Here is a 23,495-nt window from a genome sequence, read left to right as displayed (position 1 = left end):
AAAAAAAGAGAGAACTCCCAATGATCAATCAAAAGCCGGATGTGCAGTCGGCTCTCTTCACCGAAGAGGCCGCATTAGGTGCCACGACAAAAGCGAATGCAGGGAGCAAGCGAGCGCGGAAGTCGAAAGCAACGACCCGGGGGCTAAGGGCGCCATCCGCATTGGGGAAAAACTTCGTGCTCGATACCAATGTGCTTTTGCACGATCCTGGCTGCCTGCAGCGGTTTGCGGACAACCACATCTGCATTCCGGTGGATGTGTTGTCGGAGTTGGACCGGTTTAAGAACGAGCAGAGTGACCGTGGGGCGAACGCGCGTCAGGTGCACCGTGCGTTGAATGAAATGTTCTCCCGCGAGGGGAGCGAGGTTACGACCGGCGTGCCGACCAATGGCGGTGGCTCGGTGAGGTTGGTGGTTTTTGATCCGGGAGCGAGCAGTGACGTGCCCGACCGGATGAAGGAGTTTTTGCGTGTGTTTCCGGATCAATCCAAGGCGGACCACCGGATCCTCGGCTGCGCATTGATGGTCGGGGAGAGCAATCAATCGCCGGTCAGTCTGATCACCAAGGATCTCAACATGCAGCTCAAGGCGCGTGCGCTTGGGATTCATTGTGCGGACTACATGAATGACAAAGTGGAGCCGCGCGAGGTGACCAACTATGAAATGGCAGTGGTGGATGCCGCTGCGACCGAGCTGCAGTGCCTCGCGAGCTCAGGGACACTGGAATTGGACGAATCGAGAACGCGGAACCTGGCGGTGAACCAGTACGTCTTGCTCAAGGCGGCGGAGAAGCACACGTTACCGGCACGGTTTGGGGCGGACGGTCAATTCCACAAGCTGCAGATTCCCGATGCGCTGAAGATCCCGAAGGCACAGGCGATCAAGCCCCTCAATCTTGGCCAGCGCTGCTTGTTGGATGCGTTGTTGAACCCGGAAATCTCACTGGTGACCTGCTACGGTCAGGCGGGAACGGGCAAAACCCTGATGGCTGTGGCCGCTGGGCTGGCACAGGTCTATGACCGCGAGTTCGACGGCTTGACCATCAGCCGTCCGGTGGTGGCGATGGGCGATACCGTGGGCTTTTTGCCCGGGACTCTAGACGAGAAGATGCGCCCGTGGTTGCAGCCGATCTACGACGCGCTCGAGGTCGTGATGCGGAAGGAGAACAAGGGCGGCCCGAGGCGCAAGCAGGGGCGTGACGAGCCACTCGGCAACCCTGGCCAGAAACCGTACGAGAACCTGGTGCAGCAGGGGATCGTCGAAATCGAAGCGCTTTGCTACATCCGCGGACGCTCGATTCCGAACCGCTTCTTCATCCTCGACGAGGCACAGCAGATCACTCCGCTCGAGGCGAAAACGATCGTCACGCGCATGTCGCAAGGGTCTAAGCTGATCATGGTGGGTGACCCCGGCCAGATCGACAACCCGTACGTCGACTCGCGCAGCAATGGCTTGGTGTATACGCGCAAGCGGATGCGCGGTCAGCCATTTGCCGCGCATATCGCCTTGAGCAAAGGCGAGCGCTCCGACCTGGCGGAAGTGGGAGCGAAGTTGCTTTAACGACCTGCGACAGGTTGTTCATAGGTCCCTCCGTGTGCGCATTGGTAGTTGGCGTGTGCGGAGGGGTTTTTCGTCGGCTGTGGGGCGGGATCGGAGGCCGCAGACTGGGAATCCGGCGCAGTGGGATGGATCCGATTGCAGCGGTGGCGGCAAAGGGCGACCGGTGCGCCATGACTGCTGTGCCTTGTTCTTCGCCAACGCTTCCGAGCTACCGTGCGTATGGTCCGTGGCTGCGTGAGAAGTTTGCTGGAAAACGGGTCTACAAGGTGATCGCCGATGCTGGTTTCACGTGTCCGAACCGCGATGGCAGCAAGGGTTACGGTGGCTGTGCTTATTGCAATGTCGAGTCTTTCACTCCTGCGTTGGCGCGCAAATTGCCGACCATCCGCGAGCAGCTCGAGGCCAGTATGGAGAACGCACGGCGGCGCTTCGGGGCGGAGAGGTTCATTGTCTACTTCCAGCCGAATACCAATACCTACGCGCCGGTGGAGCGGTTGCGCTCCTTGTACGACGAGGCTCTCGCAGTGAACCCAGAGCAAACCGTGGGGCTCGCCGTCGGGACGCGTCCGGACTGTCTCGACGCCGCGAAAATCGCGCTGCTGGAGAGCTACACCGACCGCTATGTCGTCGACCTTGAACTCGGTATGGAGTCGATGCACGAGGACACGCTCGACCGTATCAACCGCGGCTGCAGCCACCAGGTGCTAGTCGACGTGCTGAACGGATTGGTGGGTTCGCCGCTTCAGGTATGCGTGCACATGATCTTTGGCTTCCCTTGGGAAACACGCGACCAAATGTTGGCTTATGCGGACGAGATCAACCGCTTCGAGGCGGTCGATTTTGTGAAGTTCCACCACCTCCATGTGGTGAAGGGTTCCATCCTCGGGGCGAAGTATCAGAAAGAGCCGTTTCCTTTGTTCGACTTGGAGGGGTACGCCGACTTCTTGTGTGACTTCCTGCCGAGGTTGCGCAGTGACTTGGTGATCCAGCGTCTGTTTGGTGTGGCTGATCGTGAGCTATTGATTGGTCCCGATTGGGGACTACGCAAGCCGGAGGTGCAGGCGTTTTTGGAGAAGGTGTTACGCGAACGTGGAGTGGTGCAGGGGAGCGCGGTGCGCGGTTAGTTTTACGAGTGAAGGATTTTGCAGCAGGCTTACTTCACGTCGCTGCGGTCGATGATGACATCGAAGGCGTGGCTGGCGGGTGGTTGGGCGAGGCCGAATCGAATCACCGTGCCTGGAGCGGGCGGTGTGTCGAATTCGAATTGGAAGGTGTTGTCGAAATCGGTGCGGCCTCCGGAGCCCGAAGATCCGCTTCCCCTTCGATCGCCTCTTTGGATCGCGTCAGGTTGAGAGTCGAAGAAGCAATAGAGCTGGGCTGTGTTCCAGCCGCCGGTTGCTCGGTCCGCTGCCGCTTCTTGGCTTTCATTTGCCCAAACCCCATCCCACTTGAGCTCCATCACATGGCGGTCGTTGCCGTAATACGGACTCCATTGGACTGTGACCTGGATCAGGCCAACGCCGGCTCCGCGGACGACGGTGGCCGGCTTTAGTTTGCCATTCGCGTCTACCTCCAATTCAGCCACCATCAGCGCGTCGCGCTCCGGGACGGGAAAGTGCTGGGACGGAACGGCTGAGAATTGGAGCTTGAGCTGCTTTTCCTCAGGGTCAGGAAGGTAATTGGCAGATGTCGCGCCATGGGGTCCCTCCAGACCTGTGAATCTCACGTCGTACGCATTGGCCACGGGTTGGCCGTTCTTGGTCAGGTGGCTGGTGATGTTGGTCTTTGAGCGTATGGTCGGATGATTGCCGCGATTGTTCGTGGTGACGCCTTCGAGTGTGAAGCTGAACTCAGGGCGGGTGATCGTAGCGGGTAGCGGTTGGCTCGCCCAAACGGCAGGCGGCGACTTGGGGGCTGGACTGGCAAATGTGAACTCCAGCGGTTCGCTACCCGGGCGGATTGCTCGGAAGCGCAACTCATCCACCGAATGCGGCCACGCGGGGAAAACGACAGCTCCACGTCGATCCGGATCTTCTTCATGGAACGCAAATGGACCGAGACCATTGATCCAATTGCCTTGGCTATCGGCGACTTGGAACAGGATGTCCGGCAGTACCGCGCCAGTTGTGGGAGACAGCATCGCATCGATGCCACTGAAGTCGTCGATGCGGGAGTTGCTGTTGATGCTGGTGGAGTAGATCTCCCCGCCATCAGACAGTACCTTGAGTGGGTTGGGGTAAAGGTCAGCGGCGTCTCTGAGGATCACTTCCAACAACAGTGAGCCGCGCTCGCCCTCGAAGGTGAGTCGAGTCAGCACACCATTGCGGCCTTCGTAGGTTTGTTGGATTCCGAAGGTGCTCCTGCTGCCTGAAAAGCTGCTGCCGCTCATGCCAAACAGCCCGCCGCCCGAGGGTACGTGGCGCTTTTCCTCAATCATTTCCTCGCCGACCTGAATCAGCCCTGCCGACCAGCCATCGTCAAAATAGAGTGTCTCCTTGGGTGGAGTGAAATCTCCGAGTTCTTCTTCGGCGGGCAGGAAGTGGTCGCGCACCTCAAAGGCAACCAGACAGAGTGCGATCACGACGACCGTGATGATGGTCCAAACAACGGTTGGTTTCATGGCCGGCAGGGTGGGTGATTTGGTAGTAGCGTGCAAGTGCTAGTCCGCTCCTCCGGCATCTTTTCCAGCGGCGTGGGGCGTATCCATTACCCAGCCACATCGCGGATGCGGGTGGCTGGTTCGTCTCAATCAGTGACGAGGATCGGCGGTCCCCCGCCCGTGTTTCAGAGCACGGGTAGCCACAATTGTCGTAAGTATTACAACCAACCCCAAACCGCTACTATCATGGGCATTCTCTCTTGGATCTTCCTCGGCCTCGTTGCCGGCGCACTCGCTAAATTCATCATGCCGGGCAAGGACCCCGGTGGCTTCATTGTGACCACCCTGATCGGGATCGCGGGTGCGGTGCTCGGTGGTTTTCTCGGCAGCTTTATTGGTCTCGGCCAAGTCGAATCGTTCGACCTAGGAGGAATCTTCATCGCCACGGTCGGCGCGATTGTGCTTCTCGTGATCTACCGTGTGGTGAAGAAGAAAAAGGGTTAGCGCATCAAGGGGGGCTCGTTCTGGTAAACCGCACCTTCGGCGCGGGGGTGTTTGGTGTAATCCCACCTGCGGATGAATCCGAAGGTTAACCGGGAAGCTATCGCTTCGCGATGGCGATGCGTTCGGGAATGGTGCTGACGTGGGGTGTCTCGGCGTCGGGAGGGCGGCCGTCGGGAGGTGGCTGAGGTATCGCGGAACTGCAGGCTCGGCCGGGGATGGGGGGGCGAGGCAACCTGGGGTGGCGCTCGCCGGAGGCTCGCTGACCCCAGGCTGTTATGAGGCTCGCTTTCAGCGAGAGGTCGGCGGAGTTGGGCGTCTGGCGTGGAGGAAGCGGCTTGTGTGAGTTGTTCCGCGTGACCCGTAAGCCGCACCTACGGCGCGGAGGTGTTTGGTGTACTCCCACCTGCGGATGAATCCGCAGGCTAGCCGGTAAGCCATCGCTTCGCGATGGAGCGAGTGCGGCGTTGCGGAACGGTCCGAACTTCCGGTGTTTCGGCGTGGGGAGGGCGGCCGTCGGGAGGTGGCTCAGGTATCGCGGAACTGCAGGCTCGGCCGGGGATGGGGTGGCGAGGCAACCTGGGGTGGCGCTCGCCGGAGGCTCGCTGAGCCCCAAGCTGTTATAAGGCTCGCTTTCAGAGAGAGGTCGGCGGAGTTGGTGTTCCGTCGCGGAGCGACGATTTACCGGTTAGCCGGAGGTTTTAACCTCCGGGAGTAAAGAGCAATGGGGGCTCGTCCCGAAGGGACGGTTTACGAGCGAACAAAAAAAACGCGGCCGAGGAGGATCTCCCGGGCCGCGTTGGGTTTGAGATTGGATGATTTAGCCCATCACGCCGGCGTCTTCGCCGAAGATGATCTTGCAGGCTTGTGGGACGTCTTTGTCGCCGCGGCCCGAGCAGTTCACGATGATGATCTGGTCCTTGCTCATGGTTGGGGCGACTTTGCGCACCTGCGCCATGGCGTGCGAGCTTTCGAGCGCTGGAATGATGCCCTCGATGCGTGAGAGTTCCTTGAAGGCTTCGATCGCGTCCTCGTCGGTGGCGTAGTCGTACTCGACGCGGCCGATTTCTTTAAGGTAGGCGTGCTCAGGGCCGACAGCCGCGTAGTCGAGGCCGGCGGAAACCGAGTGCGTCAGCTCGATCTGGCCGTCGTCGTCGGCGAGCAGCCAGGTCTTCGAGCCTTGAAGAACGCCGAGCTTGCCACCTTGGAAACGAGCAGCATGCCGTCCCGGCAGAATGCCATCACCGCCGGCTTCCACGCCGATCATGCGCACACTCTCGTCGCCGAGGAATGGGTGGAACAAACCAATCGCATTCGAGCCACCGCCGACACAGGCGATGAGCAGGTCCGGCAGTTTGCCTTCTTTTTCCAGCACCTGGGCGCGGGCTTCGAGGCCGATCACGCGGTGGAAATCGCGCACCATCATTGGGTACGGGTGCGATCCGAGAGCCGAGCCCAGGATGTAGTGCGACGTGCGCACGTTGGTGACCCAGTCGCGCATGGCTTCGTTCACCGCTTCCTTGAGGGTGGCCTGTCCGGCTTCCACACCGCGTACTTCCGCGCCGAGCAAGCGCATGCGGGCGACGTTGAGAGCCTGGCGCTCCATGTCGACCTTGCCCATGTAGACCACGCACTCGAGGCCGAAGCGGGCGCAGACCGTGGCGGTGGCGACCCCGTGCTGGCCGGCGCCGGTTTCCGCGATGATGCGCTTTTTGCCGAGGCGTTTGGCGAGCAAGGCCTGGCCGAGGGCGTTGTTGATCTTATGGGCTCCGGTGTGGAGCAGGTCCTCGCGCTTGAGGTAGATTTTCGCACCGCCGAGGTGTTCCGACCATCGTTCCGCGAAGTAGAGCGGAGTTTCACGACCGCAGAAGTCTTTGAGCAGTCCGTTGAGCTCCTCGTGGAAGCTTGGGTCGGCTTTTGCCGCATCGTACTCTGCGATCAAATCCTTCAGTGCCGCCATCAAGGTCTCGGGCACGAACATGCCGCCGTACGATCCAAAGTGGCCGGTGGCGTCAGGGGATGATGTGAAGTCGGACATAGGCCTCGACCGTAAACGAGAGATCGCGCTCCCGCAACAGGCGACATTGCGGGGGCGCGGATCCTTTCGGGTCGATGGCGAGCGGCGGAGTGGCAGGCCTAGAAAAGCCCGCTGATGCGTCCGTCCGATGAGAGGTCGATGCGTGCGGCCGCCGGCTGTTTCGGCAGGCCCGGCATGGTCATGACATCGCCGCAGATCATGACGACGAATTCGGCACCCGCCGCCAGTCGGACTTCGCGCACTTTGACCACGTGGTCTTCCGGAGCTCCGAGTAGCTTTGGATCGGTCGAGAACGAGTACGGCGTTTTCGCCACGCAGACCGGGCAATTGCCGAACCCTTCATCCTCCAACCGCTTGAGCTCCTTGTGGACTTTTGTGTCGGCGACCACTTTCGAGGCCCCGTAGATGCGCGTGGCGACGGTTTCCATCTTCTCCCACAGCGAGGTGTTGTCATCGTAGATGAAGCGCAGGTTGGACGGGCTGTCATCGATGACATTGAGCACCTCGTGGGCGAGTTCTTCGGCACCGGCACCGCCTTTTTCCCAGTGCTCTGCCAGGACGACTTTGACCTGGAGGTGGGAGAGGCAGCGTTTGAGTTGCTCGATTTCGGCGTCGGTGTCGCTGCTGAAGCGGTTGATGGCAACGACGGCAGGCAGGCCGAAGCGTTCGCGGATATTGCGGACGTGGCGTTTGAGGTTGCGGCTTCCGACTTCGAGCGCCTCCAGGTTTTCGGTGGTGAGGTCCGAAAGTGGTTGGCCACCGTGGTACTTGAGTGCGCGGATGGTAGCGACGACGACGGCCACATCAGGACGCAAGCCGGACTTGCGGCACTTGATGTTGACGAACTTTTCAGCGCCAAGATCCGCTCCGAAGCCAGCTTCGGTCACCACGTAGTCGGCGAGCTTGAGGGCGGACTTGGTGGCAATCACCGAGTTGCAGCCGTGGGCGATGTTGGCAAATGGTCCACCGTGAACGAAGGCGATGTTGCCTTCCAGAGTCTGCACGATGTTTGGTTTGAAGGCGTCCTTGAGCAGCGCGGCCATGGCGCCATTCGCATCGAGGTCGCGGGCGCGGATCGGCTCGCGCTTACGGGTGTAGCCTACGATGATATTGCCCAGCCGTTGCTTGAGCTCCGAGCGCGATGTGGCCAAACAGAAGATTGCCATAACTTCGCTGGCGACCACGATGTCGAATCCGTCGGTGCGAGGGAAGCCATTGCCAAGTCCGCCGAGGGCGACGGTGATTTCACGCAGCGCGCGGTCGTTCATGTCCACCACGCGGCGCCAGACGACGCGGCGTTGGTCGATGCCGAGGGCGTTGCCGTGGTGGATGTGGTTGTCCACCATGGCGGCGAGGAGGTTGTTGGCGAGCCCGATGGCGTGGAAATCACCGGTGAAGTGGAGGTTGATGTCCTCCATGGGAACCACCTGGGCATAGCCACCGCCGGCGGCTCCCCCTTTGAGGCCGAAGCATGGTCCGAGTGAGGGCTCGCGCAAGCAGGCGACGGTTTTCTTGCCGATGCGGTTGAGGGCATCTGTCAGACCGACGCTGGTGGTGGTTTTCCCTTCACCTGCCGGGGTCGGGCTGATGGCGGTGACGAGGATGAGTTTGCCGTCGGGGCGCTCCTTCAGGGAGTCGAGATAGGAAAGCGATAGCTTTGCCTTGTAGTGGCCATAGGGTTCGAGGTGCTCGTCGGGGATGCCGAGTTTTTCCTCTGCAAGTTTTGAGATGCGGACCATCTCCGCTTTCTGGGCAATCTCCAAGTCGGTCATGAGCCGAGCATGCGGAGCGATGGTAGGTGGGTCAAGTGGGGGCGATGGACTCGGCGGTTTCCGTGCTGGCGGGCGCAAATGTAGCGCGGCGGAGGGAGCAAGTCCCTACGAGCGGAAACCAAACCGGGGCCGACAGTTGATCTGTCGGCCCCGGCGGCTGGAGCGCGATGCTCCGGTTATCTTTCTGCAAAGGTTAGCCCTGGCGGTCGAAATCGACGCGCACTGGGCGGCCCTTCATCTTGGCGTGCTTGAGCGCCTTCACGACATTGCTCGCCACGTCTGCGCGCACGTCCACCAAGGTGTGACGTGGGAAGAGCGAAATGCGGCCGACGTCGTCGCGGCTCAAGTTGGCCTCGTTGTAGATCATTCCGGCAATCTCCCCAGGCTTGGCTCCCGCGGCTTTACCGACGGATACAAACAAGCGGGTCATGCCCTCTTCGACCGGACGAGGACCGAAGTCGCGGCCACCACGATCACCACGATCTCCGCGGTCGCCTCGCTCACGGCGATCACCTCGGCGGTCGTCGCGGTCGCGGAACTCCCGGCGGTCACCACGGTCACCGCGTTCGCGACGCTCCCCACGACGTGGGGCGTCGTCGCCGGTGCGGCGTGGTGTCGGGCGGTCTGGGTGACGGTCTTCCTGAATGGTTTCTCCTTCGCGGCCCTGGGCTTCGCGCAAGAGGGTGAAGAGAGCGCCAGCGATATCAGTCGGGGTGTGTCCCTGTTCGAGCAAGCGGTCGACATACTCCTGCTGCTGGTCGAACTTGCCGCTCTCAAGGCGGTCCTTGAGCGCTTCAAACAAGAGGTCGGAACGTTTTCCTTCAACTTGCTCCACGGATGGGATGCGCTCGCGGCGGATGATGTGCTTGGTGTAGCGCTCCACCATCTGCAAGCGGTGGATGTCACGGCCGAACACGAAGGTGTAAGCCTTGCCCGAGCGACCGGCACGACCGGTGCGGCCGATGCGGTGGACGTAGTCTTCCGGATCCTGTGGCAGGTCCAGGTTGAACACGACATCGATGTCATCGACGTCGAGACCACGTGCGGCCACGTCGGTGGCAACGAGCACCTCGACGGTACCCTCACGGAAGCGCTTGAGCGTGCGCTCGCGCATCTGCTGGGTGATGTCGCCGTGGAGACGGTCGGCATTGTAGCCACGGGCGATCAACGCCTCGGTGGTTTCGTCCACGACACGCTTGGTGTTGCAGAATGCGATCGCGAGACGCGGTGACTCCATGTCGAGGATGCGGCTCATGACCTCGACTTTCGAGCGGTTGCGTACTTCGAAGTAGCTTTGCTCGATGCTGTCGACGGTCTTCGACTTCTGCTCGATGGAAACGGTTTCCGGATCGTTGCCGAAGCGCTGGATCAGGCGGCTCACGCCTTGGTTCATTGTGGCCGAGAAGAAGAGCGTCTGGTGCTCCTCAGGCATCGAGCCGAGCAGGTCTTCCATTTCCTCGCGGAAGCCCATGTCGAGCATGCGGTCGGCTTCGTCGAGAACCACGGTTTGAATGTGGTCGGTCTTGAAGGTCTTGCGGCGCAAATGGTCGAGCAATCGGCCAGGTGTGCCGACGACCATCTGTGGGCCATTGCGCAAGCTGCGGATCTGGCGGTCGATCGGGGCACCCCCGTAAACAGGAACGGCGCGGAAATTATCGAGGTGAGCTGCGAGGCGGTGCACTTCTTCGCACACCTGCACGGCAAGTTCACGGGTAGGGCACAGGATCAGCGCTTGTGGAGCGTTGATGGCGACGTCCAATTTGGCCAAGACCGGCAGGGTGAATGCGGCGGTTTTGCCAGATCCAGTCTGCGACAAGCCGATCAGGTCACGGCCGGTGAGGGCGTGTGGGATCGACAAGGCTTGAATAGGGGACGGCTTTTCGTAGCCGAGGGCTGCGACTGCTGAGACGAGGGCGTCTGGCAGTCCGAGTTCTGAGAACGGTGGGATATCCATAGTGTGATGGGTTCAACTTCATCGCCGCACACACACTTCGGGGACAAGATTCGCGCGGGAAGCAACTTATCGCCGCGAATCCGTAAATAGCAACCGCTCAGTGGAGCGGGTGGCGGCCATCCCGCTTGTTCGGATACGCGGGTTTGCAGGGTTTTATGAGTGATTCGGGTGAGCTGTGCCTATCAAACGATTAGAGCTCCTTCTCTTATGGTAGAAGGGCCGCGTGGGTGTTGAGCCTGTGTGAGATACGGGGTCAAGTGGGGGGCTTCGCAGCGCTTTTGTGCCGTCGTTGTGCGGACGCTGCAGGTCCGCAAACGAAGGTCACCGGGGCATGCATGCGCAGCGCTGGTGGGATGGCATTCCTGCCGTCGTTGGGAATGGGGCACGCAGAGACCACGCTGTCGCTAAGACGGAGAGAGCTTTGGGCTCCGGGGGCGATTTGGGGAGTGAGGTCGCTGCGCTCCTTTGTGATTGGTGGCCGGGTGCAATCCGGCGGTCCGAAAGGGATGCTCACGCAAAGCCCGAAGCGCCCAAAGAGGTTTCATGCGCCCGCAGTGGGTAAGGAAACGTCGTCCACCACCGGCGATCGTAATACACGCGCCGACCATTGCATCCTGGAGTGACGGTGTCCCCACCGTCGGTGCGGTGCCGTCCATTGAGTCAGGCAACGAACCAACGGACCCTCGTCGTAACTCACCAAAAGAATCCGCGCCAATCGGGGTAATCTGCGGTTCCTAAAACCGAGCCACGCTGAGCTCCGCGGCGCACGTCAGTCCTCACCGCTTGGGTGGAGTGGTAGCACCTTGCCAATCGCCAGCATCGCCAGGCCAATTGCCATCGCGAGAACGAGTGTCCACTCGCCTTCGAGCAGCGGTGTGGCACCCTTAGCTCCGGTGTCGACCAAGGTGGCTTTGCCGCCAAACCATGACTCCATCCAGCCCGCCTCGGCGAGGCCTTCATATTGAAGCGTGAAGATCCAGGCCCCGACCAGCCCGCCGAGGATGAAGGTCAGTGCATCTTTGCGGCCGCGGCCAGCGGCGACCACCCCCGTCCCCGGGCAGAACCCACCAAGAGCCCAGCCGAGTCCGAGTAATGCCCCGCCGATGAGCACGCCGGGGTACATGCCTTTGATCGAGAGGTGGCTGATCTCCACCAGACCCATGGCGACGCCAGCAAAGAGTAGCAAGGAGGCGATGCCGATGGCGCTGAAGATGGCCTTCATCAGATGGAGGTCCTTCAGAGTGAGCATGCCGATGATCTTGTCCGGGTTGGCGGCGCCCGCTCGTTCGAGTACGAATCCGAAAAGCCCGCCAAGCAGTAGTGCGAGTAAAATGTCCATTATACGTCCTCCGATGATTTGCGTTTATAAACCAGCAAGGCGGTTGGGATCGCGACCACGAAGGCGGCTGCGGCAAAAAGGTAACCGCTGACTGCTGTCTGCATCATGCCGCTCATCATGTGGCCGCTGGTGCATCCCCCAGCGAGGCGTGCTCCCCAAAGGACGATTGCGCCTCCTATGAATGTGAGCACATACCGCAGCCAGATGTTGGATCCGAAGCGACGGGTGTGTGCGATCGGGATTTGGTCTAACGACTTGTCTTTCCGCGTGAGCCGCGAAATGAGCCCGCCCCCGACCATCGCGATCACGAAGACAAATCCGTAGTTGATCGGCTTGGCGATGCTCTTGGCGTATTTGCCGCCGGATTTGTTGAGGTAGGCGTTCGGGCTTTCGTAGCCGCTTTTTGCCTCCGGGTTTTCCTGAACGAGTTCGGGGTTGATCGCGTTGGCAATCACCCCGTCCAGAATGACAAACTGTGTGGATACTCCGATCGGTTTGACCAAGATCACAGCGAGTAGGAAGCTCGCGGCCAGGGCCAATCCCGACTGGAACCATGTCCATTCTTTCATTGAATCCTCCTTTGTAAGTTCACTCCACGTGGTGGTGGTTAATGAAGAATGTTACCAGTAAGCTACTTTGATTATCAATGAGTTAGGAGGGGGTAGAGGGGCGAAGACGCAGAGGGCTTTCAGTTCCGGCGTCGGGGAATGGGGAGGCGAGTGTCACTGGTCGCGTTTTTTTCCGCAGATTGCAGGATGGGAGGGATTGGGGTGTGGGAGCTTGGCCCTCGCTCGTGTGAAATTGCCTGGGGCCGACCTGGGGGGGAGTGGTCGCTGCGCTCCCTTGTTTTGGTGGCCGGATGGGAAACTGGCGGTTCGAAAGGGATGCTCACGCAAAGACCCGAAGATCCCAAAGAGAATCGAAACGATCTCATCGGGTAAATAAGAGTCGGCCACCACAGGCGATGGAGCGCCGACCCATCTCAGCTGGAGCGACGGTGTCCCCACCGTCGGTGCGATGCCGTCCATCGAGTCAGGCGAAGAGCCAGCAGACCTTCGTCGTAACGCTCAAACGGAATCCGCGGAAATCCTGATCATCTGCGGTTTCTCTAAAGGAACCACCCTCAGCTCGGTAGCCGCGGGGGAAAGAGGGGAGTGAGGTTGCTGCGCTCCTTTGTTTTGGCGGCCGGATGGGAAACCGGCGGTCCGGAGGGCCGCACATGCATGCGCAGCGCTGGAGGGACGGTGTCCCCACCGTCGGAGTGATGCCGTCCATTGAGTCCGGCGAAGAACCAGCGGACCTTCGTCGTAACGCTCAAACGGAATCCGCGGAAATCCTGATCATCTGCGGTTCCTCCAAACGAACCACCCTCAGCTGTGCGGCTCACTTGGCGGGGCCGGTGGACCCGCCGGGGATGGGTTTCGGGATGATCCATCCTTTGTGCTTCTGCACGTTGCCGGTGTGGGTAAGCGAGGTAACGCGGCGCACCACGCGTCGGGCGACGGAAGAGGGGGACGTGCGATAGCGGTCGATCGCTGGGACGAGGTGATCGAGGAACTGCTCGTCGGCGAGCGAGATGATGCTGATTTTCCCTGGCACCCGGATGCCGTGACTGCCGAGCCAGGTGAGCAGCGTCGCCACTTGGCGTGGGCGGGTGGCGATGAAGGCGGATGGCGGTCGAGGCGAGATCAATGCGGCCTCTGCGGCACGGCAAAGTCCTGCGGCGGTTCCGTCTTCTTCCACCTCGATGGGTTCGAATCCGTCTTCGTTAAAGCCCTGGATCCCTCGTTTGGCCGCTGCAATGCCCAGCAAGGGCTCGGTTGGCACGAGCAACGCAACACGGCGGTGACCGAGTCGCCACAATCGGCCGGCAGCATGGCGGGCAGTGGCTTCCCAATCGACATCGAGGAACGGAAGTTGAATGCCGGCGTGGATGGAGCCTCGCACGATGCAGCGAATCTTGTGATCGTGGAACCAGCGTTGGATTGCTTCGGTCGAGCGCAGCAAGATCCACGAACTGCAGCGGGCCTCGGCAATGAGCGTCTCCAGTTGTGCCGATGGATCCGCCAAACCGTGCCAGCGCGGAGAGAAAAATTCCATCGATCCATCTTTGGCAGCCAGTGCGCCGCGGATGTGGTCTAGCTCCAGTAGCATCGGTTGTTGCAGTTGCTCCAGTGGCTGGGGTGAAAGCACACCGACCCGCAGGGCTTCTGGTGAGCTTTGTTTGCGCGCGGCGTCCGGGGCGATCATGCGGCGGCAGCCAGGCTGAGCGGGCAGGATCCAGCCATCGTTTTCGAGCTCTTGCAGCACCATGCGGATGGTGTCGCGTCCGACGTGCAAGGTATTGGCGAGAGAGCGTTCGCCGGGCAAGTGGCTTGGCCACTCGTTGTCGGCGATGCGTTGTTTCATCACACGCAGGGCTTCGGTGACGAGGCTGGTGCGAACGGGGATGGGTCCTTTTGGCATGGCGATGAGTGGTTGGCTCAAGCTACCAGTGATTGCGCCAATGCGAAACTGAAATTCGAAGCTGTCGCACTGGTTGGGTTTACCAACCAAAAAAGCCCACCGCGCCGGATGGGCACGGTGGGCTCTCGAATTCGTTTTCGGGCTGCGTTGCTACCTTACTCCTCCGGCTGTTCCGGAGTGGCGTTTTTTGCCATCAGGTATTCAGCCAGCGCCTGGAAGGCAGGCAGCGAGGTTGGGTCGATTGCCGCGTTCTTGGCTTTCGGGTGCGAGGCAAAGCGCACGATCACCATCTCGGCGGTCGGGTCGATGTAGATGGTCTGGCCATGCACGCCGCGGGCGGCAAAGGCACCGTGTGGGTTGTGGAAGATCCACCACATGCCGCGGTAACTTCCGCCTTCCAGTGCCTTGTAGCCCGCTTTGGCAAAGGCTGCCTTGTCTCCTCCGCTGCGGATGTTCTCCACTGCTTCGACGGGGAAGATTTCCTCACCATTGAGTTCGCCGCCATTGAGCACGAGCTGACCGATGCGGCCGAGGTCGCGCAAGCCGGCGCTGAGCCCACCTCCGGCGAATGGTGTGCCGGTCGAATCGACGGTCATGTAGCCATCTTGTTCCGCGCCGATTTTCCGCCACAGCCGCTCCGAGAGCAGGGTGGCGACGTCCTTGTTGGTGGTGCGGGCCAGGATCCAGCCGAGGGCGTCGGTGTTGATGGTTTTGTAACCGAATGCCTCACCGTGCGTGCCTTCTTTCTGCACGGTTTGGAGGTACTCGTAATATCCGCGCGGACCGGTGTAGTCGGCGGGTTTTGGGAGTGGGCTGGCGGCGGCGCTGTAGACCCAGATATCGGCGTTCGGGTCGGCGTAGTTTTCGCTGTAGCGGAGGGCGGTGGTCATATCCATGACCTGGCGCACCGTGGCGTCGCCAAACGCGCTGCCTTCCAACTCCGGCACGATGGTGACTACCTTTGCGTTTTCATCCAGTGTCCCTTCCGCCACGAGGATTTCAGCGAGCAAACCGGTCATCGATTTGGTCATCGACATGGCGCCGTGTTTGCCGTCTTCCCGCAGTGCGCCGAAGTAGCGTTCGTAGACGATTTCGCCTTGGTGGAGAACGAGGATGCCGTCGGTGTAATTGGCGGCCAGCGAGTCCTTCCACGTCATCTTCGTGTCACTGCCGATGGGCGTGAAGGTCACGTAGTCGATTCCTTTGTCCTCAGGGGCCACCGGAAGTGGAATCGGTGCGCCCAGTCCGCGGCTCACTTGTTTGGTAGGCAGAAGCTCACGGAAATGACAAACCGTCCAGCGCAGCTTTGGAAAGCTGAAGTAGTTCGAATCGGGCTGGCCGATGAGTTTGTTCTGCGGTGGCGGGAATCCCTCCATCCACCCGAGTTTCACCGGATCGGAGGCGTCTGCGTCCAGCGCGGGCGCTTGTTCTGGGCCGGCGTGGGATGACATGGCGACAAGGGCCGAAAGCCCGGCGGAAATAGCAGCGAGTTTAGTAGTTGAGTACGGCATTGAAGAAAGCTCCCGTCCAGTTCGGCGCGCTTCCGCCCGCGGCCTCTTTGATGCCGGCACCGGGGATGGAAATGCTGAACCCACCTGTCAGGAAGAGGTTAGGGGTTACGATATGGGTGTATTCGATGAAGAAATCGTCCGACAAATGAGCGTCGACCACGCCGGAGGCGACGGTGGAAATGCCGTCGGAGAACTGAAGCCTGGTGGCCTGGCCGAACTGAACGGGGCTGAGCAGTTCGTGAGCGCGCACATGGGCGTAACGCAGGGTCACGATGTCCTTGGGCGATGGGTTGACGCGCAGTGTGAGGTTATGGGACTGGACGTTGGAGTTGATGAAAACCATCGCCGACTTTGATCCTGTTGCCCACCCGCTTGGTGAGCCGTTGTAGTACAGCGGGTCAAAGCGCTCGAGCTTGCTGGTCTTCGGGTCGTCTCCGGAGAATGCCTGGTAATGGTAGGCAAGGCTGGGCTTCCACGGGGCGTCGTTGAACGTGTATTCGCCCACGATCCGTCCGCCCCAGGCCTGCATGTCCGGGCTGTCGTTCCACTGGTAGGCGGCGTCCAACCAGATAGCCAAGGTGTCCAATGTGCCTTCAAATGGCCGGCTGCGGCCGTAAAAGTTCACAGACTGGAGACCCTCACGACCGCCAGCAATGATATTGGGTGGACCGAATCCACCCAGCGCCGCTTGTGGGTACGGTGCTTCCGACTCCACGACGTTGATATAAGTCAACCCGGCGTAGGTCTTGCGTTCTCCATCCCAGCGCAGATCCAGTCCGGCCATTCGGTTGGAGGAGTCACTCGATGCCAGTTCGTTGGCATCGATGTAGAAAGCGATGGCTTGGAACGGGCCGTGGTCGAGCCGTGTCATGGCGTTCATTTCCCACGCATCACGAGGACCGAACTTGAGGGTTCCGCGTTCGAAGCCATCGGCGCCCCCATTGAAAATCAGCATCCCTGTGCCCAACTTGAGTGGGCGCGGTCCGATCGACCCCTGCAGAGTGGTATCTCCAGCCAACTGCGCCTTGTAACCAATGTAGGCTTCCTCGAGCGTGATCCTTCCCTCGTCGCCGGCGTCGAATGCGTCGGTACCAGATGTATTGGACGCCACCGCGGAGACTTTGCCAAACCAGGATGACCCTGAATCGAGCTCATAACGGAAGCTGACTCCCGGTTCGACGAACGACTCAAGCCATCCGCTATCGGCGTCGAAGGTGTCGTTTCCCGCGGCACGGCGGGCGAGGTCCCAGAACAAATTCTTCTCACCGATCGCGTTGGTTCCAGCCTGCAAATGGCCGCGGACCTTGAGGCGGTCGGTGCGGTGCAGCTTGAGCTGACCGGCGCCGGACTTCACCACCTCCGACCGTTTGACCACTGGGGAAATCGGTATCGCCTGCGCGACTTGAGTCCAGGCAATGGTTGCCGCCCCTGTGAGCAGACAGATTGAGCTCAGTGATAACGAGATGCCGCATTTTCGGCTCGTGGTGCGGTTGGGGGCGTGCTGGTTAGACATGGGGGGGCGAGCTCGGGGTTGGTGATCCGTTGTCAAACAGAGGGATACTACTTTGAAACTCTGTTTAGACCGATCAAAAAAGAAGTCTTTGGATTTTGAACAGGTGTCCGTTCCTGTTTGGTATGCAGTGATCCACTACGAACCTGAATGCATGGAGGGGAACCCCGAAGCGCAAGAAATTGGAGGGCCGGAGTTGTTTTTGGAGCGATTGCCAAGAGGGGAGTGATGCTCGTGCGCGGTGCAACCCATGGAAACAATCTGCGGAATCGGTGTCATCTGCGGATGACTAAAAGCTTCTACGGTGGGGCTGATTTCAGCAGCGTGGGACGTGGGCACAAAAAATCCGCCCGGCCGCGGGTGGCGGCGGGGCGGATCTGAGGTCTCAGGATCTGAGAGAGGGATTAAGCGGAGACAAAGCCTTCCTTCGCACGGGCGAGTGCGTAGTCCTTGTTGAGCTTGGCGATGTTGACTGCCGAGATGAGTTTCGGGCAGGCGGCTTCGCACTCGTAGTGGTTGGTGCAGTTGCCGAAGCCTTCTGCGTCCATCTGCTCGACCATGGCGATCACGCGGCGGGTCTTCTCTGGTGCGCCCTGTGGGAGGCGGTTGAGGTGCTCGGCCTTGGCCGAAACGAAGAGCATAGCCGATGCGTTCGGGCAGGCGGCGACGCAGGCGCCACAACCGATGCAAGCAGCGGCGTCGAAGGCTGCGTCAGCGACGTCCTTGGCGATTGGCATTGCGTTGGCGTCGATGGCCGATCCGGTGCGCACCGAGATGTATCCGCCGGCGGCGATGATGCGGTCGAAAGCCGAGCGGTCGGTCACCAAGTCCTGCTGGATTGGGAATGCCTTGGCGCGGAATGGCTCGATGTAGATGGTGTCGCCGTCCTTGAACTTGCGCATGTGCACCTGGCAGGTGGTGATGCCGTTGTCCTTGCTGTGAGGGACGCCGTTGATGGTAAGCGAGCACATGCCGCAGATGCCTTCGCGGCAGTCGTGGTCGAATGCGATCGGGCGCTTGCCATTTTGGAGCAGGTCCTCGTTGACGATGTCGAGCATTTCGAGGAACGACGCCTCTTCCGGGATATCCGGGGTCTGGATGGTTTCGAGCGTGCCTTGCTGTGTTGGGCGCTCCTGGCGCCAGACTTTGAGCGTGAGTTTCATGACAGTAATGGGCGGTGAATTGGGAAGGTTGGGGGTGCGATCGATTCGGTCAGTTTTGGGTCAGCGGAGTGAGCAATTGACGGGCGGCGCGCCAGGCGATGGCGGCGCATTCGGTGCGGGCTGGGAAGCGTTTGACCGAGAGCAGCGTGTTGAGATCGGTGATCTCGTCACTGGTGGGCTCGTCCGCCGACTGAAGGCTGGTGAGGAATTGATCGATTTGTGCGAGTGCCTGCTCGGGTGACTTGCCCTGAAGTTCATTGGTGAGGATGGAGGCCGACGCGCGGCTGATGGCACATCCGTTGCCGATGAACTGAAGGGAATCGAGAGTCTGGTGGGCAGGCTGGTCTTTGGGAATGATGATGGTGACTTCGTCGCCGCAGAGCGGGTTGGTGATCTGTTGGCCGCAGCCGCAGGAGCCGATCTCCTCCACCTCATGCACGGGGTGCTTGTGGTGTTGAAGAATAACGGCTTCGAAGATTTCTGCGGGAACGGCCACGGCGACGAGGTCTGGTTGATCGGCTTACTTGTAGGATCGGGTCGACGGCTTGACGAAGTCGAAGTTGAGCCACTCCTTGTGAAGGATTGGAGCCTGACCCGGCTGGGTGAATTCCCAGGCACCGACGTAGGAGAACTTCTCGTCGTCGCGCTTGGCTTCACCCGGGGAGAGCAGGCCGGACTTCACTTCTTCGTCTTCCTCGGTGTACTGGTGTTCCTCGCGGAAGTGACCACCGCAGGATTCTTCGCGGTGGAGAGCGTCGTAGAGCATGACCTCGGCGAACTCGAGGAAGTCTGCCACTCGGGCGGCTTTTTCGAGTTCCTGGTTCATGTTGTCGGCGTCGCCCGGGATGAAGAGATCCGACCAGAACGCTTCGCGGATGGATGGAAGTTTTTCGATGGCTTCCTTGAGGCCTTCCGCGTTACGGGCCATGCCGCACTTGTCCCACATGAGGAGACCGAGTTCCTTGTGGAACGAATCAACGGTGCGCTTGCCCTGGATCGACATCAGTTTGTTGATGCGGTCGCGGACTTCGGTTTCGACCTTCTGGAACTCAGGGTGATCGGTGGTGATCGAGCCTGGCTTCTGGCCGGCGAGGTATGGCGCGATGGTGGTCGGGATGACGAAGTATCCGTCGGCAAGGCCCTGCATCAGTGCGGAAGCACCGAGGCGGTTGGCACCGTGGTCGGAGAAGTTGGCTTCGCCGAGCACGTGGAGACCTGGCACGTTGGACATCAGGTTGTAGTCCACCCAGAGGCCGCCCATGGTGTAGTGCACCGCTGGGTAGATCTGCATCGGCTCCTTGTATGGGTTCGTGCCGGTGATCTTCTCGTACATCTGGAAGAGGTTGCCGTAGCGGGCGCGGATCGCGTCTTCGCCGAGGCGCTCGATGGCGTCGCGGAAGTCGAGGAACACACCGAGTCCGGTTGGAGCCACGCCGCGTCCTTCGTCGCAAACTTCCTTGGCCGAGCGGGACGAGATGTCACGAGGAGAGAGGTTGCCGAACGATGGGTACTTGCGCTCGAGGTAGTAGTCGCGGTCGGCTTCTGCGATATCCGCGGCGGTTTTGCGGCCTTCACGGATGGCTTTTGCGTCTTCCTTCGATTTAGGAACCCAGATGCGTCCGTCGTTACGGAGCGACTCGGACATCAGGGTGAGCTTCGACTGGTAGTCGCCGCTGACCGGGATGCAGGTCGGGTGGATCTGGGTGTAGCATGGGTTGGCCATGTAGGCGCCACGCTTGTGGGCGCGGAGGGCGGCGGTGACGTTGCAGCCCATGGCGTTGGTGGAAAGGAAGAAGACGTTGCCGTAGCCGCCGGTTGCGAGGATCACGGCGTCCGCGGCGTGGGACTTGATCTCGCCGGTGACCATGTCACGGGTGATGATGCCCTTGGCGTGACCGTCGACGAGGACGAGGTCCATCATTTCGCAGCGGTTGTACATTTTGACGCCACCGTTGGCGATCTCCTTCTCGAGCGCCTGGTAGCAGCCGATGAGCAACTGCTGGCCGGTCTGGCCACGGGCGTAGAAGGTACGCTTCACCTGAGCGCCACCGAACGAGCGGTTGTCGAGCAGGCCGCCGTATTCACGGGCGAATGGCACCCCCTGTGCGACGCACTGGTCGATGATCTCTTCACTGACCTCTGCGAGGCGGTAAACGTTGGATTCGCGGGCGCGGAAGTCACCGCCTTTGAGTGTGTCGTAGAACAAACGCCAGACCGAGTCGCCGTCGTTCTGGTAGTTCTTGGCGGCGTTGATACCACCCTGGGCCGCGATCGAGTGGGCGCGGCGTGGGCTGTCTTGATAGCAGAAGCAGTCGACCTGGTAGCCGAGCTCCGAGAGCGTGGCGGCTGCCGATCCACCGGCGAGGCCGGAGCCAACGACGATGATCTTGAATTTACGCTTGTTGGCCGGGTTGATCAGCTTGGAGTCGAAGCGGTGGTTGGTCCACTGGGACTTGAGGTCACCTTTAGGAAGTGCGGCTTCAGTGATGTCTGTGCCGGTTGGGTAAAGTGGGGTGTCCATTGGATTCAATGTGAGGGCTAAAGATCGTGAGTTGAGAGTGGGAGCGGATTACTTGTCGAGGGTGACGAATCCGAACAGGATCGAGAGTGGCACCACGGCGAAGGCGAGCCAGATGATGACGGCGTAGGCTTTGCCAACGATCTGGAAGAGGTTCTTTGAGCGGTCGCTGCGCAGGCCGAGGGTCTGGAAGACCGAAGCCACACCGTGCGAAAGGTGGAAGCAAAGCAGGCTGATGCCGACGATGTAGAAGATGGTGGAGGCCACGTTTTGGAAGCCGAGGATCACCATGGTGTAGACGTCGAAGTTGCCGTGTGGGTCGAGCGGCAGGTCGGCGAAGCCGTGGAAGCTGCGCACGGTGTAGTGCAGGATGTGGTAGACGACGAAGGCCAGAATGGTAAGACCGGAAACCATCATGGTGCGGCTGGCAGCGGTGCTGCGCATTGGCGTCTTGACCGCGTAACGATCACTGCGGGCCGCGCGGTTCTGGCGCGTCAGGTGGATCGTTGACACGATGTGCACGATGAAGGCGGTCAGAAGGCCGAGGCGGAAGACCCAGATCATGGCACCGTGACCGGCGGTTTGCAGGAAGTGCGCGTATTCATTCAGAGCTTCCTGACCCGAGAACACCAAAAGGTTGCCGATGGCGTGAGCGGGAAGGAAGAGCAAGAACACGATGCCGCTGATGGCGACAACGATTTTCTTACCGATGGATGATGCGTAGAAGCGCTGGGCTTGGGCGAGTGGAGAAAGAGAGGCGCTCATCGAGGCTGGTCTTTTTGGGTGAAGGATTGGGTTCTAATAGTGGGCCGGTTTCGTTGCCCGTCACGATCCACGCGACGGGGCGACCGAACGGACCCACATACCTAGGGTGTCGCCTTACGCGATGCAAGACTACAATCGGAGGTAAACCTGACTTTTTCGATTCTCAACAAGAGCCGGTTCGATTCCCGATGTTTGGTCGGTTTTTTCAGTGGCTATTGGTTTTATGCGGGGCGTCGAACGATAGTCAGACGAGGGGTTTGCTGCGACGTAGTCTCAATAAGCTCTTGTCTGAATTTCGGTTTCTGTTAGGCAAATCCGCATGGTGTCGGGGTGTTGCTGAGGTGGGGTGGGTGGGTTAGGCTGCGCGGGTTATGGCGCAGGATTTTCCCTCAGTTCAGTCTACGTTATCGGTGGCCGTGATTGGTGGCGGGCCTGCCGGGTTGCGTGCTGCGGAGGTGGCGGCGGCGGGTGGTGCGAGGGTGACGGTCTATGATGCGATGCCGTCGGTGGGGCGGAAGTTTCTGGTGGCGGGAAAGAGTGGGCTCAATCTGACCAATGGTGAGCCGATGGATGGCTTTCTGGAAAAATACAGTGGTCCCGGATTGCCGAGGGAGCGCTGGAATGCGCTGGTGCGTGGATTCGACAACGAAGCACTGCGGCAGTGGGCGGCGGGACTAGGCGTGGAGACGTTCGTGGCGAGCAGCGGCAAGGTGTTTCCGGTGCCGGTCAATGGGATGATCAAAGCGGCGCCGTTGTTGCGTCGGTGGTTGGATCGGTTGCGGGAGATGGGGGTGGAGTTTGCGACGCGTCACCGCTGGCTGGGGATGGATGGGGCTGGGCGTTTGCGGTTCGAGCATCAAGGGCAAGGCTTGGAAGTGGTTGCGGACCGTGTGGTGTTGGCACTGGGTGGCGGATCGTGGCCGAGGACGGGATCGACCGGCGGCTGGGTCGCGGTTTTGCGTGAGTTGGGGATTGAGGTGAACGATTTGGAACCCGCGAACTGTGGCTGGGAGATGGATTGGCCTCAGTCGGTGGTGGAGGAAGCCGAGGGGCTGCCTATTAAGAACGCGGTATTCCGTGCCGGCGAGATGGAGCGACGGGGTGAAGTCGTGCTGACGCGATATGGATTGGAGGGCGGTCCGATCTATCGGCTCGGCCCGGCACTGCGGGGAATGGGTGATGCCGAGCGAGTGCTGACCATTGATTTCAAACCGGACCTCAGTGTCGAAGATCTGGTGGAGAAGATGGGCGCGGTGAAAAAGAACTACGTGCGGGAGGCGCGTCGGCGCTGGAAGCTTGATGCGGCGACCTGTGCGTTGCTCAAGCATTTGCCGGACCGCGGGCCATGGCGATCGGTCGAGCAGTTGGCTCGGGAGGTGAAGGCGTGCCGGATTCCGGTCGGGCGGCCGCGGCCGTTGGAGGACGCGATTTCCTCGGCGGGCGGGGTGGCGTGGAGCGAGTTGGATGAGTCGCTGATGTTACGCAAGCTGCCGGGCGTTTACGTGGCGGGTGAGATGGTCGACTGGGAAGCGCCAACCGGCGGGTATTTGCTGCAGGGATGTTTCGCCAGCGGCACGCATGTCGGGAGGCGGGTGCTGGAGGGGTAAAGTGGGTGTGCGCGGCGTCTGCCGTGGATCCTCATCGATATCGATTTCCTGATCGTAATCGAGAGCGATGAGAGGGACTCACGCAAAGGCCCAAAGATCCCAAAGGAGTATGTGTTTGGGAGTGCGGCGAGGATCGCTGCCTTCGATTGGGGGCGGAGCCGGTTTTGATGGCCACGAAGAGGCACAAAAAGCC

16 protein-coding genes and 1 pseudogene are annotated in these 23,495 nt (G+C 60.6%); 4 read left to right on the top strand and 13 right to left on the bottom strand.

The window, feature by feature from the left end; genetic code table 11:
* The first annotated feature begins 20 nt into the window (after positions 1-20).
* Together G3M56_RS01150 and mnmL are read left to right on the top strand one after the other, a co-directional pair.
* Positions 21-1,559: a PhoH family protein gene (locus G3M56_RS01150; RefSeq protein ID WP_164365446.1), complete on the top strand. Its 1,539-nt coding sequence runs from the start codon at positions 21-23 to the stop codon at positions 1,557-1,559.
* A 170-nt stretch (positions 1,560-1,729) separates the two neighbouring features.
* Positions 1,730-2,683: a tRNA modification radical SAM protein MnmL/YtqA gene (mnmL, locus tag G3M56_RS01145; protein ID WP_164365452.1), complete on the top strand. Its 954-nt coding sequence runs from the start codon at positions 1,730-1,732 to the stop codon at positions 2,681-2,683.
* A 29-nt stretch (positions 2,684-2,712) separates the two neighbouring features.
* Here mnmL and G3M56_RS01140 read toward each other — a convergent pair whose 3' ends face one another.
* Positions 2,713-4,179 carry a hypothetical protein gene (locus G3M56_RS01140; RefSeq protein WP_164365445.1) on the bottom strand — a complete coding sequence of 489 codons (1,467 nt, stop codon included), beginning with the start codon at positions 4,177-4,179 and terminating at the stop codon, positions 2,713-2,715.
* Positions 4,180-4,404: 225 nt separating this feature from the next.
* Here G3M56_RS01140 and G3M56_RS01135 point away from each other — a divergent pair, with 225 nt between their 5' ends.
* Positions 4,405-4,662, top strand: a complete 258-nt coding sequence (locus tag G3M56_RS01135; RefSeq protein WP_164365444.1) for a GlsB/YeaQ/YmgE family stress response membrane protein — start codon at positions 4,405-4,407, stop codon at positions 4,660-4,662.
* Positions 4,663-5,479: 817 nt separating this feature from the next.
* On the opposite strand, the gene trpB is transcribed toward G3M56_RS01135, so the two are convergent.
* From trpB to G3M56_RS01075, 12 genes and pseudogenes are all read right to left on the bottom strand, one after another.
* On the bottom strand, positions 5,480-6,697 hold the full coding sequence (gene trpB, locus G3M56_RS01130) for a tryptophan synthase subunit beta (RefSeq protein WP_164365443.1): 1,218 nt from the start codon (positions 6,695-6,697) through the stop codon (positions 5,480-5,482).
* A gap of 98 nt (positions 6,698-6,795) precedes the next feature.
* Positions 6,796-8,469, bottom strand: a complete 1,674-nt coding sequence (locus G3M56_RS01125; RefSeq protein ID WP_164365442.1) for a formate--tetrahydrofolate ligase — start codon at positions 8,467-8,469, stop codon at positions 6,796-6,798.
* Between the two features lie 193 nt (positions 8,470-8,662).
* The gene (locus G3M56_RS01120; RefSeq protein WP_164365441.1) at positions 8,663-10,423 is read right to left on the bottom strand and encodes a DEAD/DEAH box helicase; all 1,761 of its coding nucleotides are present in this window, start codon (positions 10,421-10,423) and stop codon (positions 8,663-8,665) included.
* Between the two features lie 769 nt (positions 10,424-11,192).
* A complete protein-coding gene (locus tag G3M56_RS01115; RefSeq protein WP_164365440.1) occupies positions 11,193-11,762 on the bottom strand; it encodes a DUF6691 family protein in 570 nt (189 codons plus the stop codon).
* Positions 11,762-12,343: pseudogene (locus tag G3M56_RS01110) on the bottom strand (YeeE/YedE thiosulfate transporter family protein); the annotation flags it as partial. The gene G3M56_RS01115 and the pseudogene G3M56_RS01110, both read right to left, overlap by 1 nt.
* Positions 12,344-13,145: 802 nt before the next feature.
* Positions 13,146-14,228, bottom strand: coding sequence for a substrate-binding domain-containing protein (locus tag G3M56_RS01105; RefSeq protein WP_164365438.1), 1,083 nt, complete (start codon positions 14,226-14,228; stop codon positions 13,146-13,148).
* Positions 14,229-14,383: 155 nt separating this feature from the next.
* Positions 14,384-15,679 (bottom strand): serine hydrolase domain-containing protein, encoded by a 1,296-nt coding sequence (locus G3M56_RS01100; protein WP_235203518.1) that lies wholly within the window; start codon positions 15,677-15,679, stop codon positions 14,384-14,386.
* A gap of 40 nt (positions 15,680-15,719) precedes the next feature.
* Positions 15,720-17,252, bottom strand: a complete 1,533-nt coding sequence (locus G3M56_RS01095) for an alginate export family protein (RefSeq protein ID WP_235203516.1) — start codon at positions 17,250-17,252, stop codon at positions 15,720-15,722.
* A 401-nt stretch (positions 17,253-17,653) separates the two neighbouring features.
* Positions 17,654-18,412 (bottom strand): succinate dehydrogenase/fumarate reductase iron-sulfur subunit, encoded by a 759-nt coding sequence (locus tag G3M56_RS01090; protein WP_235203515.1) that lies wholly within the window; start codon positions 18,410-18,412, stop codon positions 17,654-17,656.
* A gap of 49 nt (positions 18,413-18,461) precedes the next feature.
* Entirely contained in the window at positions 18,462-18,908 is a 447-nt protein-coding gene (gene sufU, locus G3M56_RS01085; RefSeq protein WP_164365436.1) for a Fe-S cluster assembly sulfur transfer protein SufU, read from the bottom strand.
* Positions 18,909-18,932: 24 nt separating this feature from the next.
* Entirely contained in the window at positions 18,933-20,933 is a 2,001-nt protein-coding gene (locus G3M56_RS01080; RefSeq protein ID WP_164365435.1) for a fumarate reductase/succinate dehydrogenase flavoprotein subunit, read from the bottom strand.
* A 48-nt stretch (positions 20,934-20,981) separates the two neighbouring features.
* A complete protein-coding gene (locus G3M56_RS01075; RefSeq protein WP_164365434.1) occupies positions 20,982-21,695 on the bottom strand; it encodes a succinate dehydrogenase cytochrome b subunit in 714 nt (237 codons plus the stop codon).
* A 371-nt stretch (positions 21,696-22,066) separates the two neighbouring features.
* On the opposite strand from G3M56_RS01075, the gene G3M56_RS01070 reads away from it, so the two are divergent.
* Complete coding sequence (locus G3M56_RS01070) at positions 22,067-23,302, top strand: TIGR03862 family flavoprotein (protein ID WP_164365433.1); 1,236 nt, start codon at positions 22,067-22,069, stop codon at positions 23,300-23,302.
* The last annotated feature ends 193 nt before the right edge of the window (positions 23,303-23,495 follow it).

Source organism: Sulfuriroseicoccus oceanibius, from assembly GCF_010681825.2.
In the GTDB taxonomy this organism is placed as follows: domain Bacteria; phylum Verrucomicrobiota; class Verrucomicrobiia; order Verrucomicrobiales; family SLCJ01; genus Sulfuriroseicoccus; species Sulfuriroseicoccus oceanibius.
This window is presented reverse-complemented; position numbering and strand designations above follow the sequence as displayed.

Bases quoted from the DNA above. Each gene is read 5' to 3' on its own strand.
- mnmL (WP_164365452.1), top strand. From the start codon at position 1,730: ATGACTGCTGTGCCTTGTTCTTCGCCAACGCTTCCGAGCTACCGTGCG.
- G3M56_RS01135 (WP_164365444.1), top strand. From the start codon at position 4,405: ATGGGCATTCTCTCTTGGATCTTCCTCGGCCTCGTTGCCGGCGCACTC.
- G3M56_RS01140 (WP_164365445.1), bottom strand. From the start codon at position 4,179: ATGAAACCAACCGTTGTTTGGACCATCATCACGGTCGTCGTGATCGCA.
- G3M56_RS01070 (WP_164365433.1), top strand. From the start codon at position 22,067: ATGGCGCAGGATTTTCCCTCAGTTCAGTCTACGTTATCGGTGGCCGTG.
- G3M56_RS01075 (WP_164365434.1), bottom strand. From the start codon at position 21,695: ATGAGCGCCTCTCTTTCTCCACTCGCCCAAGCCCAGCGCTTCTACGCA.
- G3M56_RS01095 (WP_235203516.1), bottom strand. From the start codon at position 17,252: ATGTCTAACCAGCACGCCCCCAACCGCACCACGAGCCGAAAATGCGGC.
- trpB (WP_164365443.1), bottom strand. From the start codon at position 6,697: ATGTCCGACTTCACATCATCCCCTGACGCCACCGGCCACTTTGGATCG.
- G3M56_RS01105 (WP_164365438.1), bottom strand. From the start codon at position 14,228: ATGCCAAAAGGACCCATCCCCGTTCGCACCAGCCTCGTCACCGAAGCC.
- G3M56_RS01080 (WP_164365435.1), bottom strand. From the start codon at position 20,933: ATGGACACCCCACTTTACCCAACCGGCACAGACATCACTGAAGCCGCA.
- G3M56_RS01125 (WP_164365442.1), bottom strand. From the start codon at position 8,469: ATGACCGACTTGGAGATTGCCCAGAAAGCGGAGATGGTCCGCATCTCA.
- G3M56_RS01115 (WP_164365440.1), bottom strand. From the start codon at position 11,762: ATGGACATTTTACTCGCACTACTGCTTGGCGGGCTTTTCGGATTCGTA.
- G3M56_RS01150 (WP_164365446.1), top strand. From the start codon at position 21: ATGATCAATCAAAAGCCGGATGTGCAGTCGGCTCTCTTCACCGAAGAG.
- G3M56_RS01100 (WP_235203518.1), bottom strand. From the start codon at position 15,679: ATGTCATCCCACGCCGGCCCAGAACAAGCGCCCGCGCTGGACGCAGAC.
- G3M56_RS01090 (WP_235203515.1), bottom strand. From the start codon at position 18,412: ATGAAACTCACGCTCAAAGTCTGGCGCCAGGAGCGCCCAACACAGCAA.
- G3M56_RS01120 (WP_164365441.1), bottom strand. From the start codon at position 10,423: ATGGATATCCCACCGTTCTCAGAACTCGGACTGCCAGACGCCCTCGTC.